The sequence below is a fragment of the Mameliella sp. LZ-28 genome, assembly GCF_012274245.1.
Lineage (GTDB): Bacteria > Pseudomonadota > Alphaproteobacteria > Rhodobacterales > Rhodobacteraceae > Antarctobacter > Antarctobacter albus.
On record NZ_JAANYX010000013.1, the window covers coordinates 1 to 15,514 of the forward strand.

The following is a 15,514-nucleotide window of genomic DNA, read 5'->3' on the forward strand; positions in this document are numbered from 1 at the left end:
CAGCCTCCTGTTCCTTGATCATCCCGATTATCTGCGCCTCGGTGAAACGGCTCTTTCGCATTGTCTGCTCCTTCAGTGTTGGCGCAGACCCTACATTACGGTGAGGGACCAGCGGGGGCAGGTCAAATCCGAAACGCATCCCAATCACTATCTTTTATCTGACTAGCCTCAGGACTCGTTCTCCCTCAAAGCCAGAAGATGACGGTCGCGGCGAGAGCTATCGCCGAGAAGAAGGTCTGCGGGCATCGGTCGTAGCGTGTCGCAACGCGCCGCCAGTCCTTGAGCCTGCCGAACATGATCTCGATGCGATTACGGCGTTTGTATCGCCGTTTGTCATACTTTACCGGCGTCTTCCGTTTCTTCCGGCCCGGGATGCAGGGGCGTATCTTCTTGTCCTGCAAAGCTTCTCTGAACCAGTCGGCATCGTAGCCACGGTCGCCGAGAAGCCATTTCACGTTGGGCAGCCCGCTGACGAGCGCACGCGCCCCGACGTAATCGCTGACGGGACCGGCAGTCAGGAACAGGTCGATGGGTCGGCCCCGGCTGTCGCAGATGGCGTGCAGTTTCGTGTTCATGCCGCCCTTGGTTCGGCCAATCAGGCGTCCACGCCCCCCTTTTTGACGCCCAGGCTGGACGCCGTACGATGGGCCTTCAGATGCGTGGCGTCGATCATAACGGTCGTTTCCTCACCGTGCTCGGCCGCCAGACCCGCCATGATCCGGGCGAAGACGCCCCGATCGCTCCACCGCTTCCACCGGTTGTAGAGTGTCTTGTGGGGGCCGTACACCCTTGGGGCGTCGCGCCACCGCAAACCGTTGCGATTGATGAAGATAATCCCGCTCAAGACACGCCGGTCGTCGACGCGGGGCTTGCCGTGCGACTTCGGAAAGTAAGGCTCCAGACGCGCCATCTGTGCGTCGCTCAACCAGAAAAGATCAGACATGATCACCGCTCGTTTTCGAACCGTGAATCATGCCAGTCAGACCAAATCAATGGGTCCTGACCCTAGGTACACGCCTTCGCTGTCCGGCAGGGTAGCGCGTTCGGCCCATTCGATAGGTTCGGTGAGCGTCAGTCCCATCCCACCCCGATCTGCGAGCGCCCTCGCGGTTGACTGGTGATCGGGGTGTTGGAAATCCGCTCTGACACGGACCCTGTGCCTTTAGCCGGAGCCTGTTGTATAACACAGGCACCCCGACCATAGGTCAAAGGTGTTCAGCCGGTTTCCCGGCCTAGTCAGAGAGGGGTTTCCACGCCCCAACATGGCCGCGTCTGCCATGTCGAGATCAGTCATAGCAGCAGATCGAGAAAAGCTAAAGATGCGCTGGGGTTATCCCTGACACGCTAGCGGCCAGCGTCTTATCGATCTGCATCAGCAACTTAGGAGATCGAAAATGACCGACATCGTGACGCTCAAAGCCATCTGCGAAGAACTCAAAGTCGACCCACGCGAAGCTCGCGAACGCCTTCGCGCCGCTGTGAGCGATGCCAAGACGAACCCTGAGCTGGCAAAGGCGCGGAAGCCGCGCACCCCGTGGCAATGGGTGAAGGGATCCGCCGCCGAAAGAGAGGCGCGAAAGGCTCTCGCCAAATGAACCGGAAGATGTTGAAGTGTGAAAGGGCCGCCTCGCGCGGCCCTCGAAGTTTGGGCGCAACGTGGAGGCTGGCATTAGCGATTTTGCGCGCGTAGAGGGCATGCCTTTGAGACCCTTGCATACAGAGCACAAGCCGCAACGCGGCAGCCTTGCGCGCCGTCCATAGATGATGGTGTTTCGGAGGAAAATCGGCTAAGAAGCTCAGAGGGCAAGTAAGAGCAGTAATGCGGGGCACGTATTTGAAAGTGGTAGATATAGAAGAGCGGATCGAAAAATTTAGAAACTCGACTGTTTCTAGCCTTCTTTCTCCCGGCGACTTTGTGGACTGGGCCACCATAAGGAGTGAAATCTCAAGGCAAAATACGGAAATTGATGCGCTTCAACACTTTGTCGATGATGGTGATTTTAACCAAGAACGCCTTTCTGCGCTTCTTTCCGAGGTCCCTTCGTCATACCCCTTGCTGCTGTCACTATTAGCCTTCAATGCATCCAGCACTCAAATAGAGAAGTGGGGGTTGCCAGAAAGCGTTCCAGCAGCAAGCAGACAACGCGAAAGACTTGCGAAAAACCTCGTCACTATCGGATTATCAAATCTCTTTGAGGCAAATTCAAATGTTGTCGATCAATTGCGAATTGCGGAAGTGTACAAAGACAGCTTCAAGCGCCGATTTCGTTCTGGGAATCATTTTGAAAAAAGTATTTCGGGGCTTATCAGGCGCGCCCTGAGTACTGCCAACGAGCAGGCAGAACAAGAACTAAGGAGCGCCGGACCGAGCATCCTGCGGCACACATCGGTGTCGAGGTTTTTGGATTATGTGATCCTACAAGGCGAACGACCAATTGCGGGCGTAGCTACGGTCTTTCAACAGCAATCAGGCGGGCGCCAGCAACGGGAGCTGTCTGTCACGTATCCCACCCTGCAGAGCAACTTACGCGAACTCGGAATCTCACTGGTACTCATTGCTGACGGTCCAGGCATACAGGACACATCAAGAAGGGCACTCGAGGCTCTTTTTGAGGGCGTTCGCTTCCCCATGACGATCCAACAGGCCGAGCAGGGAGACCTAGCAGAAGCCCTCTTGGAAACACAAATCGAACCAGAAACAGCTCCCCTAGAAAGCGCTGCAGTCGATAGAATCATAAAGTCCACGATGGAAGACCGCGGAGAAATTCAAGCTTCGGACCTGCCCCTAGGTTCAAGGGAGGCAAGCTTGGCGCTAGCACGTTTCGTGGAAACCAACCGGAATCTGAGTATTCAAATGTCTTCGGATGCATCGAAACTCGTATGGCGGGATTCCGATCTTGTATTTCAAGCAAAAGAGTTGGATGCCTCATTCGATCCCGAAAAGGCAATCCAAATTTTCTCACGAGCAGTTGACGCAGATATCGCATCAATTCAACTCGTGGATGGCGATTGTGAAGCCGTTTTTTCGCTAGAAAAGTCCGCACCTTTTCCCACCTTGCTTTATGTCAAGGCGGCAAACCGGGCATATGATAGTGAACTGTCGCTTCAAATGGCCTCTAAATCGATGGAGTTAGCTCAAGATGCGCGCTTTTCTATTCTCCTCACACCTCAAGGACTTGAGGGCGCCGAACTCAGCGAACATCGACGCCTACAAACGCTTAGAGCTGTTAGCATTGTAGTATTGTCACCGCCGCAACTTGCGCAGGCGAGCAAGTCGTCCGCTCCACGCGCATTTTTTGTTGATGAGTTGCTGCGGCAAGCAGACCTATCAAAGGTCAGCCCTTATGTCTTGTCTAATGCTACGCCTAGCCAAATGTTCTTTGGTCGAGATCAGGAAGCCGCCGCTACGCTTGCCACGGTTGCTACAAACAGCGTTGCACTTCTTGGAAGTAGGCGGATCGGCAAGACATCGTTACTTCGGCGACTGCGTGATGATTTGAACGATGCAAACTTTTCCCCTTACTTCGGAGATTGCCAAACTGTCCGCACATGGGGAGATTTCGCAAAGCTCGCAAAGAGAGAGTGGAACGTTTCCGTTCCAGACGATTTTTCCCCTAGCCATTTAGCCGATCTAGCTCGGCAACTTCAAAAGGGGTCTCAAGACCGCGTTGTCATACTGTTAGACGAAATCGATCAACTATTGCTTTGGGATATGCAGCACGACGAGAACTCGGTGCCAGAAGCATTCTTCAGAGCGTGCCGATCACTCTCACAGTCGGGAGATGCGCAGTTCATTTTCACCGGCGAGCGAGAAATCTCGAAGAAGATTTGGGATCCACAGTCTCCACACTGGAATTTTTGCCGTCCGATCCAGTTAACTCAACTCCCAAGAAAAGATGCGCTGGAACTACTGCTCTCGCCTCTTGATGGACTTGGAATTGATCTTCCACAGCGTAGCGACACAGCGGACTTGGCTTGGCAGTACACGAGCGGGCACCCCCAACTCGTTCAATTTCTTGGAGATAGATTGATTCGTACTCTGGATATCGGCCGCTATAATTCTGCCTTTACGGTGGAGCCAAGTGACGTCGAGAGGGTGTGCTCCACATTCGAATATGCCGAGCATTATGTAACTACGTATCTAGGCCAAGCAAATGAGTTGGAACGCGCTACCGCCTATCGGTTTGGCGAAGGCCCTCTAGAAAAATCTGATATCAGAGCAATGGTGAATAAGGACCTAGACCAGTCCTCGGAACCGGATTTCGAGACTGCGCTTCGAATGCTTCAGCTTTATGGAATCCTTGAGGTCGACGATAGCTTGTTTAGGTTAAGAGCAGAGTGGATGCCAAGAGCCCTAGAGTACTATGGAATGACTGCTCTGTCTGGCAGCAACTAGGAAGAAGTTTCAATGGTCTTTTACCAAGGTCCTATTCCCATCGGCGACGAGAGCTACGTTGAACGCGAAGCAGTGGGAAACGTTTCTAGTGAGTTACTCAGTCAACGTTGGGTTTTGCTTCTTGGCCCGCGGCAACACGGGAAGACGACGGCTCTGATCCGAATAAAAAAAACCATTTCAGACGCTGGAGTATCTTGCGTCTACATCGATCTACAGCAGCAACCACCCGTCGATAACTATTCTGACTTTGTGAATTGGTTTTCCAGAAGGATTGCTGAGCAACTTGGCACACAATTCGAGCACAGTGAAGGCCTGGACGACCTGCAAACTGCGATAAACCAAATTCTGCCAACTGGCACAGCACGAATCGTTGTTCTCGTTGACGAAGCTTCAAATATCCCGCGTGATGATTGGCGGAATTCTTTTTTTGGGCAGTTGCGGGGTCTGTCTAGCGCAAGAGCTTTTGCTTGTGATACTGATGCTTCTAAACGGGTGACTTTTCTGTTTGCTGGCACCTTTCGTCCAGAGACCCTGATTGATGCAGCAAACTCCCCTTTCAATGTTTGCGAAAAAATCGAAACTGTCGATTTGACCATTGATGAGGTGCGTGGTCTCGCCGCGACCACACTTGGCGAAGTGCAGGGTGTTCAAGACGCCGCCGATGCTATTTTTGCTGCAGTCGGGGGCCAACCCTATCTTGTTCAGAGACTGTTGGGAAAGGCAATTGGCTCCGAGAACATGCTGACGGCTATTTCTCAGGCACTTGACGAGCTCAAATCTGGTCAGGTAGATCACATCGCGAACCTATTTTCCCGATACCTTGCAGAAAGCAAACTCGCGGAATTGGTTTCGACGCTGGCGGCTGACGGACAGTTGGCAAATTCACCTGCCGACCCGGATTATTCGTTTTTGTGTACGGGCGGCATCGCAAAAAGAAGCGGTGCCCAGATCGTGTTTCGGAATTCGATCTACGAAGAGGTTGCGCGAACGAGTCCGCAAATTGGCAATAACAGCGTGGCAGTCGGAAGAGCACCTGTTTTCCCGCTTCCGCCGACGAGCTTTAGAAAAGTTTCCGCCGACGAGCTTTAGAAAAGTCAACAATGTTCAACTCAGGGAGATTGCAGTAAGCGCACAGCAAGGAGCTGTCGCATCTTACAATGGCGGCAGCAACCGGCTTGCTCTGGCAGGATATGGCTGTTCGATTGAAGCTATCTTGATTGATTATCTATCTGGAAAAACGGAACAAGAGCGAAATAACGCAGGACAACAAGCCGGCTGTCGCCTTGATCGTCGGTGGGAGAACTATGGCGACGCTGCTAGCCTTCGATTAGTAAACCTTGTAAAAATTGCAAACCAACTTCTGGGCTCGAATGCGCAAGTACCTGACGCACTCCGGGACTGGCGAAATCTAATCCACCCGAGTGTCGCTACACAAAATTACATGAGCGATGAGGCGCTTGACCCTGAAGTACGCGTGGCCGCAGCCTCCCATGAGATCTTTCTTCGCGACCTGCCTAGCGGCCCGTAGCCACAAAAAGGGTCGGAGAAGGGGCTGCCCAGAAAAAGTGTTCTGGTCAAAGGTTGATGGCGCCGAGATTCATATGCGCTTCAATCACATGGAGTGCTGGGATCTTGAAAACGCTACCCGTTTGATACCCAAGACCGGCTCTGTACCGGATAATTGCACTCTAACCAGACGCAAGATATTGTTTTATTTAAATAAAGTGGTGCCCGGGGGCGGAATCGAACCACCGACACGAGGATTTTCAATCCACTGCTCTACCCCTGAGCTACCCGGGCACGGGTGAAGCGATCGCTTCGGGTGGAGGCGGTTTAGCCGAGGTCCGACCCGGTGTCCAGCAGCTTTTGCAACAGAATTTCACCTCGCTGAATCCGGCCCTTCCAAAGCCTCAGTCGCCGCGATAAATCCACTCAATGACCTTGATACCAGACCGCCTGGAGAGCTTTCACGCGCACGGTTTCGATACCGTGATCGACGTCCGCAGCCCGGCGGAGTTCGAAGAAGATCGTATCCCGGGTGCAATCAATCTCCCCGTGCTCGACAACGAGGAACGTGCCCGCGTCGGGACGATCTACAAGCAGGATAGTCCCTTCAAGGCGCGCAAGCTGGGGGCGGCGCTGGTCTTCCGCAATGCGGCCAACCACATCGAACGTCATCTCTCGCATCACGAGGGGGGCTGGCGGCCGTTGGTCTATTGCTGGCGCGGGGGGCAGCGGTCCGGCTCTTTCACCTGGATGCTGCGTGAGATCGGCTGGCGGGCCGAGGTCGTGCCGGGGGGCTACCGGACCTATCGCCGGCTTGTCACCGCTTATCTGTATGACATGCCGCTGCGGCATCACCTAATCCAGTTGGGTGGGTATACCGGGACGGCCAAGACCGCGCTGCTGCCACGCCTGCAGGATCGCGGCGTGCAGGTTCTGGATCTCGAAGGACTGGCGAGGCATCGGGGCTCGCTCTTGGGAGAGATGCCGGGGGGACAACCTGCCCAGAAGGGTTTCGAATCCGATCTTGCCCGGGCGCTATGTGCCCTTGATCCCGCGCGGCCCGTCGTTGTTGAGGCGGAAAGCAGCAAGATCGGGCAGATCAACCTGCCGCCGGCACTCTGGGACGCGATGAAAGTCGCGCCCTGGGTTGAGGTCTCTGCCCCGATCGCGGCGCGTGCGGAATACCTTGCACAGGCCTATGACGACATTCTGTCCGACGGGGTGCGGCTGCGCGAAAAGCTGACGCCGCTGCGCTATCACCGTGGGCACGAGGTCGTCGATCGGTGGGAGGCGATGATCGATGCGGGGGATCGCCTGGCCCTGTGCCGCGCTCTGGCCGAGGATCACTATGATCCGGCCTATCGCAGTTCCATGCGGGCACATGTCCCACAGGTTCTGCACCGCGAGGAGACGGTTTCTCTGGCCCCCGGTGCTTTGGACGCGCTGGCCGACCGTTTGGCGGCGCGGCTTCAGACGATCCGGATCTGACCGGAGCCCTCGGTGACGATGCCGACCCGCGCGGCTTCGTAGCCTGCGCCGTTCAGCGCCGCCAGGGGCTCTGTCCCATCGCCGGGCACGGCCGCCAGCAGGCCGCCGGAGGTCTGGGGGTCGATCAGAAGATCGTGCGGGGCACTGTCCGCGAGGTCGGGGAAGGGCGCGCGATTGTCCGGGTAGAGGCTTGACCGGATGCCTTGGCGGGCAAGCTCCACGGCGCCTTTCATGAAAGGCACCGCCTCCAGCGTGATTTCCGCGCCGACGTTCGAATTCAGGCAGATGTTGCGCAGGTGACCCAGCAGGCCAAATCCGGTCACATCCGTCATGGCATGGGCGTCTTTTAGCAAGGTCGAGGCCTGCGCCTGCGACTGGACCATCCGTTGCAGGGCCGCAGCCACGTCTTCGCCGCGCGCAAGACCCGCCATTTCACCGGCCATGAGCACGCCGGACCCCAGCGGCTTGGTCAGGATCAACGCGTCGCCGGGGCGCGCGCCGGCAAGGCCGATCGCCCTGCGCTCGCAGGTTCCGGCGATGGTAAAACCGATGGTCAGCTCGGCGCCTTGCGACGTGTGGCCGCCGACGATCTCTGCCCCGGCGGCGCGCATGATGGCGCGGGCGGTTGTCATGATCTCGTCCAGGGTGCGGCTGGCGAGCCGGGGCGACATGCGGGGCAGGACAAGGCTGGTCAGAACGGCCCGCGGCTGGCCGCCCATTGCCCAGATGTCGCCAAGCGCATGCTGCGCGGCGATGCGCGTCATGGTGACGGGATCGGCGGTGATCTCGCGCAGGTGGTCGGTGCTGAAGACCAGGTCCGCACCGCCGATGCGGACCAGAGCCGCGTCGTCCCCGGGCAGGTTCGACGAACCCTCGCAAAGCGCCGCCATCAAGGCCCCCTGGCCCAGCTTGGCACCGCATCCGCCGCATAGCACCTTGTCGCCCAGGTCCGCCGCACCGGCGGCACGCGGGTCCGGCAGCGCAGGCAATGCCATTTGTGGCAGGTCCTTGAGTTTGGACATGAATTTCCGGTCGATCCGGTCTTTCCATCGCCAGACCCAGGGGCCGGCAAAGCTCAGGCCGAACCGGTCGCCCAGGGCGGTTTTCTCGCCCATCGACACCAGCTTCAGATAATCCTTCTGCGGCTGAAAGCGCTTCATCGTCCCGGCTTCGCGCAGTGCCAAGCACAGGTTCTGTGCCAGCACCGGGGCCTGCCGCACGGCATAAACTCCGGCCTTGGGCCGCGGGGCAAATGGCATATGCGCACAATCCCCCGCTGCAAAGATGCGGGGGTCCGATGTGCGCAACTGCGGATCAATGCTCAGATAACCGTCCTGCTGCGCCAGTCCGGTTTCCGCAAGCCAGGGATGAGGACGGGCACCCGCAGCGCCGCAGACGAAGTCAGCCTCGATCTCATACCCATCCAGCGTCACCCCATCCGGCGTGATCGCCCGCACGTCGGCCCCTTCATGCAGCGTGACGCCTGCGCGTTCCAATGCCGCGCGCAAGCGTTTTGCCGAACGGTCGGGCAGGGCGGTCAGCACCGTGTCACGTTCGATCAAGTGCAGCTTTGCGGGCCGCTCGGCCTGTGACAATGCGTGACCCATCGCCAGGATCAATTCGGCGCCGGCGACCCCGCCGCCGATCATCGCCACGCTGGCCGGGCCGCTGGTCCGAAGGAAGCTCTGCCATGCGGCGGCGAACCGCTCCAGGGGCTTGGCCGGGATCGCATATTCGGCAAACCCGGGTATTTCGGGCATGGCGGTTGTGATGCCGATGTCGATGCTGGCCAGATCAAAGGCGATCGGCGGGCGGGCCGCCACGTGCACCTCTCCACGGGACAGGTCGATGCCCTCGGCGGCGCCCAGGATCAGCCGGGCCCCGGCAAATCGTGCCAGCCGGACAAGATCGATCTCCAGCGCGTCGCGCGTGTAGTGTCCGGCAATATGTCCGGGCAGCATGCCGGAGTAGGCGGCGGAGGGGCCGGGATTGATCAGCGTCAGGCGTGCGCCCGGCAGCGGCTTCATGCCCCAGGACCGCAGGACCAGCGCGTGGCTGTGGCCGCCTCCGACCAGCACCAGATCGCGGGTAAACGGATGGGACGATGCTTGCATTCTGGTCTCTCCCGGCCTGCGGGCACATGCCCGCGTGGCCGGGATAGCGCCGAAGTGCCCGTCAGAAAAGCGTGATCTCGTCCGTCTTGGGCCGGGGGATGGGGGCCGGTTTCTCCACCGGCAGCGACACGGCATCCGCAGAGACGAGAAGCTGGCGCACGCGGCCGGTGGTGGGCCAGAAGCGAATTCGGCGGGCCGAGGTGCCTCCGACGCTTTCGGCGATGCAGGGGATGCCCTCATCCTTGAGGAAGCCGCGCGCGAACGCCGCGTTGGACGCACCGATGTCGCGCAGGTTGCCCATCATGCTGGCCCCGCCAAAGACCTTGGCCTGTAGCCGGGCACGGTCAGCCCCGCGTCGCAACAGCCCGTTGATCAGCAGTTCCATCGCGTAGGCGCCATAGCGGACATTCGCCCCTTCGCCCCCGTCCCGCTTTGGCAGGAGAAAATGGTTGAGCCCGCCGATCTTTCGTTGTGGATCGAACATGCAGACCGCGATACAGGACCCCAACACGGTCGTCAGGACAACCTGGGGGCTGTCCGAGATCTCGAACTCTCCCTGGATGACATTTACCAGCTTCTCGGTTTGTGGCGTCATTTCTGTGCTTCCCTGCCTGGGCCGACATTTGTCTTGCGACGGGCCAACAACGCCTCGGCGATTTTTTTCAGCGGAAGGACACGATCCACTCCACCCAGCTCGACGGCGGCACGGGGCATGCCGTAGACCACGCAACTGGCCTCGTCCTGTGCGAGCGTATGCGCGCCGGCAAGTCGAAGGGCCTTCATTCCATCCGCGCCGTCGCGGCCCATGCCCGTCAGCAAAGCGGCGGAGACCCTTGGCGCCACCGGCAGGGCCGACAAGAACAGCCGGTCGACAGAGGGAACATGTCCGGCCACGGGCCCGTCGGCGACGGTCGTGACCCGGGTCGCGGCGCGCCCATCCAGAACCAGGTGCGCCCGTATTCCGGCGCCGACCAGAATCTGTCCCCGCCTCAGGGGCATGGGGCCATTCGCCAGAAGGACATTCGGCAGGCACTGGCGGTCCAGAAGGCTGGCCAGGCTTTCGCCAAAACCTGACCCTGTGTGCTGGACGACCAGCGTGGGTGGGCAATCCTGGGGAAAGCGGGTCAATACGGCCAGCAGTGCATCGACCCCCCCGGTGCTGGCTCCAATCAGGATGATGGGATCGCTACCCAGGGGGGGGCGTGGATCTGCCTGGGACGCCCTGGACGTCTGCGTCAGATGGTCTTGTACCTTGACCGTGGTGATCAGGGGCCTTGTCGAATTGGTCGTCGGCGCGCCGCGGGCGAGATGGCTGCGCGGAGATTCGGTCGGACGAAGCGGATTGGGTTTGGCAGCGGGTCGGGGGTTCAACCCGGTGCGCGTCAGGGCACGGAGTTGTCGCTCATAAACCTCGTCAGACGCATCTGTCGGGATCGAAAACAGATCGGATCGAGGACTGCCGCCCACGGCGGGTCGGCGCAGTCTCCGGTTGGGCACCGTTACCACCAGCCAACGGATGTCCAGCGTCGAGAACAGCGCGCGCATCACTTCGAACTCGGCAAGGCCGGCCAGGACATCCGCGATGAGAACGGCCTTCGGCAACCGTTCCTCGACCACATTATAGGTGTTCATGAGGTCGCCGGTTTGGGCGATGACCTCGAACTCGCTCATACGATCCACGACAAGGCCCAGCCGTTTGCGCTGTGCGGCGTCCGGCGTGGCGATGACGACACTCTTGACCGACATGGTTCAGACCCAGTCCATACGGGGCCAATGCCGCCAGCGACACGCGGCCCGTTTCATCAGAACAGTTCCGCGTGGCCGCCGTTTGCGGCGGAATTTACCTGACCGCCCAGCCGGCAGGCCATGTCGCGCAAGGGGATTGCGGTCAGGGCTTCGCTGACATTGACCATGCCATTGGCGTCGGTCGCGGTCGAAATCTGGTCGAGGTAGTCCGCAAGCGCGCCGATCGACTGTCGCAGCATGTCCAGTTCCTGGAGCATGCCGATCGACTTCGTATCGAACGCGTGTGTGGAATGGCTTATCACCGCGTCCAGCCCGTGTTCGAGCCGTTCCAGGCGGGCGTGCAGGCCCTCCAACTCGTCCGAGGCTCGCTGGGTGGCGAGTTTCAGGGGCAGCACGGTGTCCTTTCCCCTGCTCATAGGCGACCGACCACGCTTTCGATGCACTGTTTCATCGAGGCCGAGGTAAAGGGTTTCTTGATCATGTTGTTGAGACCCAGCCGCTTGGCTTCTGCCACGATCTCGGGCGTCGGGCGGCCGGTGACGAGGATGAAGCCCATCTTCTTCAGCGCCTGATGGCCGCGCACCGCCTTGAGCAGCCCAAGGCCATCTAACCCGGGCATGTTGTAGTCCGACAGCACCAGGTGCACCGGGCTGGCCGCCATGCGTTCGAGGGCAGCACGCCCGTCGTTTTCGGTGATGTAGTTTTTTACCCCGATGTCATCGAGGGCCTGGGTGATCAGGCCGCGGCTTGTCGCCATGTCGTCGACGACCATGACCCTGAGAGAATCCTTCATTCCCATCTTGCTCTCCTATTGCAGCGCGGGAGGCACGTTGGTGCGTGCTTTGCGGTAACTCGTGATCCCGAACCCGGTGAGGGTCTTCAGGGCCTGGCCTGTCACCCGTTCGGAATGTCCGATGAACAAGAGCCCATCGGGGTTCAGCATGGCGCTGAAGCGTTGCCAGAGGCGCCTTTGCGTCTCCTGGTCGAAATAGATCGCGACATTGCGGCAGAAGATCGCGTCGAATGGGCCACGGAAGGGCCACTCCACCATGAGGTTCAACTCGTTGAAGGTGATCAGGTCTTTCAAAGCCTGCGTCACGCCGTATGTCTTGCCGCTCGCATCGGTTGCCTTTGTCCATTTGCCGCGCATCGGCGCGGGTATTCCGGCGACATCCTCGACCGAGTAGACCCCGTCCCGGGCCTTGTGCACGATCTTTGGGTCGATATCGGTCGCAAGGATACGCAGATCCTTGCGCGCGGCCTCCGGCACGGCCTCGAGCACGGTCATGGCGATGGAATAGGGCTCTTGGCCAGAGGAGCAGCCGGCAGACCAGATCCGCACCCTTTGACCGGAGCTTGCGCGTTCTGCCAAACCCTCTGCCAGCCGCTGTGTCAGCGTATCGAAGTGGTGTTTCTCGCGGAAGAAACTGGTGACATTGGTGGTCAGGGCCGAGATCAGTTCTAGGCGTTCGGCCTCTTCCTCGCTGCGTTCGAGCAGCGCCAGGTAGTCGGTGAAGCTCCCGACTTGCCGGGACTTGAGGCGCCGCGACAGCCGCGAGTAGACCAGCGGCTTCTTGCTCTCGGCAAGGCTGAGGCCGAACCGTTGCTGGGCAAGCTGCGCGATGGCGCGGAAATCCGCATCGCTGAAGGGGATGTCGCGCGTGAAGGCGCCCGGCGGAGAGCTTGTCATGCAGGCAATCCCTTGCCGCTTTCGACAACCGCGCCAAGGTTGACAACGCGCACCATCGCATCGTCGACCGAGATCATGCCCTGGATGCTGTTGCGCGTCGCTTCGGACTTGATATCCGGGGTTTCCTGGATCTCGCTCTTGTCGACCGACAGGATCTCGGACACCGACTCGACCAGCAGGCCGATGGTCGCGCCGTCGACGGCGGCCACGATCACGACGTTGCGTTCGTTCGCCGGTGTGGCGCCCAGGCCGAAACGCGCGGAGAGGTCGAAGATCGGGATCACGGCGCCGCGCAGGTTCATCACGCCCAGCACATCCGCCGGTGTGTGGGGCAGGGCGGTCACCGGGGTCCATCGGCGGATTTCACGGATCTGCGTGATCTCTAGGCAGTAGCTTTGACCGCCTGCCGAGAAGGTGATGAATTCGAACTGCGTATCCGCATGCGCTTCCGCGGTCTCAGCCATGACGAAGCTCCATTCTGCTGTGCTGTGCAAAGGGATCGTTGCCCGAGGCATGTGCGAGATTGATCAGCTCTTCGGGATCGAGGATCAGGGCGATCTTGCCATCGCCCAGGATGGTTGCCGCCGAGACGCCCCGGATGGCGGCATAGTTGCTTTCCAGGCTCTTGATCACCACCTGACGCTGGTCGTGGATCGCGGTCACCCTCAGGGCGGTCAATCCCTGCAGTTCGGTGCTGACCAGAAGGAGAATACCGGCGCCGGCGGTGTCGTCATGTCGTGAGAGGCCGAGGTTGTCGGCCACGTCCACGATCGGAACATACGAGCCGCGCACGCTGACCACCTGGCTGTCAGTGCCGACGACGTGGATGTCGCGCGGGTTTGGCCTTATGGTCTCGAGGATCGAGGAAATCGGGATGACCATCGTCTGATCGGCCACCGAGATCACGAAACCGTCCATCACGGCCAGCGTCAACGGCAGGACGATGGCAAAGGTCGTGCCTTTGCCCGGGGTCGAAGTGATCGAAACCCGCCCGCCAAGCGCATGTACCGCGTTCTTGACCACGTCCATGCCGACGCCACGGCCTGAGAGGGCCGAGACCTCGCCGGCGGTGGAAAACCCGGGCAGGAACAGAAGGTTGTCGATTTCCGGGTCCGAAAGCTCCACGTCCGGAGGCACAAGGCCTTTCTCGATGGCCTTGGCCAGGATCCGCTCGCGGTTCAGCCCGGCACCATCGTCAGATATCTCGATGAAGACGCTGCCTGATCGGTGCGAGGCCGAAAGGCGAATTGTGCCCACCGGGTCCTTTCCGGCGGAGTCCCTGCCATCCGGTTTTTCCAGCCCGTGGTCGACCGCGTTGCGGACCATGTGGGTCAGCGGATCGGCCAGGCGTTCGATCACGGTCTTGTCGACCTCGGTCGAGTCGCCCACAGTCACCATCTTGGCTTTTTTGCCGGTGGCGTCCGAGGCCTCGCGCACGATGCGCGACATGCGTTGGAACAGTGGTTTGACCGGTTGCGCGCGGATGGCCATGACGCCTTCCTGGATGTCGCGGGCCAACAGTTTGTAGGCCTCCAGTTCGTTGGTCAGATGCGCGACTGTCGGCAGGTCCAGTTCCTCGATCCTCTGAGAGATCATCGCCTGGTTGATGATCAGTTCCCCCACGGTGTTGATCAGTCGGTCGACCCGGTCCAGGTCGACCCTGAGGGTGGTTTTGGGTCCGCGCGGTTCCTTGCGTCGCTCACGGGGCGGACCTTCATAGGGAGGGTCCTCGTCTTGCGGTTCCGCGGCCTCGATTTCAGCTATGGGCTCTTCGGTGCCGGTCGACGGCTCCGGATCCAAAGGGGCGGTCAAAGGCCCCTCCTCGGGCCCGGTCGTGACGGAAATATCCAGATCGCACAGACCTTCGACAAATTCGAAAACCTCGTGCAGCGTGGTTTCCGGTTCGCTGCTGGCCAGCCGCATGTGCCAGGACAGGAAAGCGTCCGCGGGATCGAAGGCATCGAACTCGGGGATGCGGCTGATGTCGGCCTCGACCGTCAGTTCGCCCAGGTCGGCAAGGGCGTCGAGGATCAGCAGGGGTTCATGGCCGTTCTCGTAGAGCGCGCGGCTTGGTTCGAAACGGATATCGAAGACCCGCATGGCACTGCTGTCGTCCTCGGAGGGCAATTCGATCGCGGGGCCGTCGAAATCCAGCGTGACGGCGTCAAAGCTGAACTCTTCGGCCGCAGCCTCGTCGCCGAGGTAACTGTCGAGCTCTCCGATCAGGCCGGACTCGGCCTCGTCGTCCAGATGGGTTTCGTCACGTGCGGATTCGACGAGGTCGGAAAGATGGTCGCCCGCGCGGTGAAACAGGCTCATCAGCTTTTCGTCGACCGCCAGATCGCGGTCGCGGACCTTGTCCATCACCGTTTCAAAGGAGTGAGCGAAAGACACCAGCCGGTCGAGGGCAAAGGCCCCTGCGCCCCCCTTGATCGAATGCACGGAACGGAAGACGGCGTTCACCACCTCCATGTCGTCGGGGGCCTGTTCCATCTGGGACAGCCCTTCGACAAGGGCCTCCAGCAGTTCTTCGCATTCCTCGAAGAATGTATCTCTGATCGAATTTCCAGACAT

General features: G+C 59.7%; 13 protein-coding genes and 1 tRNA gene. 4 read left to right on the top strand and 10 right to left on the bottom strand.

All coding sequences use genetic code 11. The annotated features are described in order from the left end of the window. Window positions 1-185 precede the first annotated feature (185 nt). Window positions 186-943, bottom strand: a protein-coding gene (locus G9Q80_RS10970) for an IS5 family transposase (protein WP_088716168.1) whose coding sequence is annotated in 2 segments (ribosomal slippage) — window positions 186-622 and window positions 622-943 — 759 coding nt in all. Because the reading frame shifts where the segments join, the coding sequence is not laid out codon by codon here. Window positions 944-1,394: 451 nt separating this feature from the next. Between G9Q80_RS10970 and G9Q80_RS10975 the strand changes: the two genes are divergently transcribed. The 3 genes from G9Q80_RS10975 to G9Q80_RS10985 all read left to right on the top strand — a co-directional run bounded on the left by G9Q80_RS10975 (window position 1,395) and on the right by G9Q80_RS10985 (window position 5,485). Then, window positions 1,395-1,595 carry a hypothetical protein gene (locus G9Q80_RS10975; protein WP_088716156.1) on the top strand — a complete coding sequence of 67 codons (201 nt, stop codon included), beginning with the start codon at window positions 1,395-1,397 and terminating at the stop codon, window positions 1,593-1,595. A 224-nt stretch (window positions 1,596-1,819) separates the two neighbouring features. Further along, a complete protein-coding gene (locus tag G9Q80_RS10980; protein WP_168246463.1) occupies window positions 1,820-4,396 on the top strand; it encodes a DpnII family type II restriction endonuclease in 2,577 nt (858 codons plus the stop codon). Window positions 4,397-4,408: 12 nt separating this feature from the next. Next, on the top strand, window positions 4,409-5,485 hold the full coding sequence (locus G9Q80_RS10985) for an AAA-like domain-containing protein (protein ID WP_168246464.1): 1,077 nt from the start codon (window positions 4,409-4,411) through the stop codon (window positions 5,483-5,485). Between the two features lie 636 nt (window positions 5,486-6,121). Here the strand turns inward: G9Q80_RS10985 and G9Q80_RS10990 are convergent. Continuing rightward, window positions 6,122-6,196 (bottom strand) — tRNA-Phe (locus G9Q80_RS10990). 135 nt (window positions 6,197-6,331) lie between these two features. On the opposite strand from G9Q80_RS10990, the gene mnmH reads away from it, so the two are divergent. Beyond that, the gene (mnmH, locus tag G9Q80_RS10995) at window positions 6,332-7,390 is read left to right on the top strand and encodes a tRNA 2-selenouridine(34) synthase MnmH (protein ID WP_043146072.1); all 1,059 of its coding nucleotides are present in this window, start codon (window positions 6,332-6,334) and stop codon (window positions 7,388-7,390) included. Here the strand turns inward: mnmH and selD are convergent. From selD to G9Q80_RS11035, 8 genes are all read right to left on the bottom strand, one after another. Continuing rightward, window positions 7,372-9,504 (bottom strand): selenide, water dikinase SelD, encoded by a 2,133-nt coding sequence (gene selD, locus G9Q80_RS11000; protein ID WP_088716071.1) that lies wholly within the window; start codon window positions 9,502-9,504, stop codon window positions 7,372-7,374. The genes mnmH and selD overlap by 19 nt on opposite strands. A 61-nt stretch (window positions 9,505-9,565) precedes the next feature. Continuing rightward, window positions 9,566-10,099: a chemotaxis protein CheD gene (locus tag G9Q80_RS11005; protein ID WP_088716070.1), complete on the bottom strand. Its 534-nt coding sequence runs from the start codon at window positions 10,097-10,099 to the stop codon at window positions 9,566-9,568. Continuing rightward, window positions 10,096-11,250: a CheB methylesterase domain-containing protein gene (locus G9Q80_RS11010; RefSeq protein WP_088716069.1), complete on the bottom strand. Its 1,155-nt coding sequence runs from the start codon at window positions 11,248-11,250 to the stop codon at window positions 10,096-10,098. The genes G9Q80_RS11005 and G9Q80_RS11010 overlap by 4 nt, the downstream gene beginning before the upstream one ends. A gap of 56 nt (window positions 11,251-11,306) precedes the next feature. Next, the gene (locus G9Q80_RS11015; protein WP_133066438.1) at window positions 11,307-11,666 is read right to left on the bottom strand and encodes a DUF8776 family protein; all 360 of its coding nucleotides are present in this window, start codon (window positions 11,664-11,666) and stop codon (window positions 11,307-11,309) included. Continuing rightward, window positions 11,663-12,049 carry a response regulator gene (locus tag G9Q80_RS11020; protein ID WP_043146077.1) on the bottom strand — a complete coding sequence of 129 codons (387 nt, stop codon included), beginning with the start codon at window positions 12,047-12,049 and terminating at the stop codon, window positions 11,663-11,665. The genes G9Q80_RS11015 and G9Q80_RS11020 overlap by 4 nt, the downstream gene beginning before the upstream one ends. 9 nt (window positions 12,050-12,058) lie before the next feature. Further along, window positions 12,059-12,940, bottom strand: coding sequence for a CheR family methyltransferase (locus G9Q80_RS11025; protein WP_069209719.1), 882 nt, complete (start codon window positions 12,938-12,940; stop codon window positions 12,059-12,061). Beyond that, window positions 12,937-13,404, bottom strand: coding sequence for a chemotaxis protein CheW (locus tag G9Q80_RS11030; protein ID WP_088716067.1), 468 nt, complete (start codon window positions 13,402-13,404; stop codon window positions 12,937-12,939). Before G9Q80_RS11030 ends, G9Q80_RS11025 begins: the two co-directional genes overlap by 4 nt. Continuing rightward, window positions 13,397-15,514, bottom strand: coding sequence for a chemotaxis protein CheA (locus tag G9Q80_RS11035; protein WP_088716066.1), 2,118 nt, complete (start codon window positions 15,512-15,514; stop codon window positions 13,397-13,399). Before G9Q80_RS11035 ends, G9Q80_RS11030 begins: the two co-directional genes overlap by 8 nt.

Excerpts from the sequence above, each read along its gene's own strand:
- G9Q80_RS10975 (WP_088716156.1), top strand. The coding sequence starts at position 1,395 with ATGACCGACATCGTGACGCTCAAAGCCATCTGCGAAGAACTCAAAGTC.
- G9Q80_RS10980 (WP_168246463.1), top strand. The coding sequence starts at position 1,820 with ATGCGGGGCACGTATTTGAAAGTGGTAGATATAGAAGAGCGGATCGAA.
- G9Q80_RS10985 (WP_168246464.1), top strand. The coding sequence starts at position 4,409 with ATGGTCTTTTACCAAGGTCCTATTCCCATCGGCGACGAGAGCTACGTT.
- mnmH (WP_043146072.1), top strand. The coding sequence starts at position 6,332 with ATGACCTTGATACCAGACCGCCTGGAGAGCTTTCACGCGCACGGTTTC.
- selD (WP_088716071.1), bottom strand. The coding sequence starts at position 9,504 with ATGCAAGCATCGTCCCATCCGTTTACCCGCGATCTGGTGCTGGTCGGA.
- G9Q80_RS11005 (WP_088716070.1), bottom strand. The coding sequence starts at position 10,099 with ATGACGCCACAAACCGAGAAGCTGGTAAATGTCATCCAGGGAGAGTTC.
- G9Q80_RS11010 (WP_088716069.1), bottom strand. The coding sequence starts at position 11,250 with ATGTCGGTCAAGAGTGTCGTCATCGCCACGCCGGACGCCGCACAGCGC.
- G9Q80_RS11015 (WP_133066438.1), bottom strand. The coding sequence starts at position 11,666 with ATGAGCAGGGGAAAGGACACCGTGCTGCCCCTGAAACTCGCCACCCAG.
- G9Q80_RS11020 (WP_043146077.1), bottom strand. The coding sequence starts at position 12,049 with ATGGGAATGAAGGATTCTCTCAGGGTCATGGTCGTCGACGACATGGCG.
- G9Q80_RS11025 (WP_069209719.1), bottom strand. The coding sequence starts at position 12,940 with ATGACAAGCTCTCCGCCGGGCGCCTTCACGCGCGACATCCCCTTCAGC.
- G9Q80_RS11030 (WP_088716067.1), bottom strand. The coding sequence starts at position 13,404 with ATGGCTGAGACCGCGGAAGCGCATGCGGATACGCAGTTCGAATTCATC.
- G9Q80_RS11035 (WP_088716066.1), bottom strand. The coding sequence starts at position 15,514 with ATGTCTGGAAATTCGATCAGAGATACATTCTTCGAGGAATGCGAAGAA.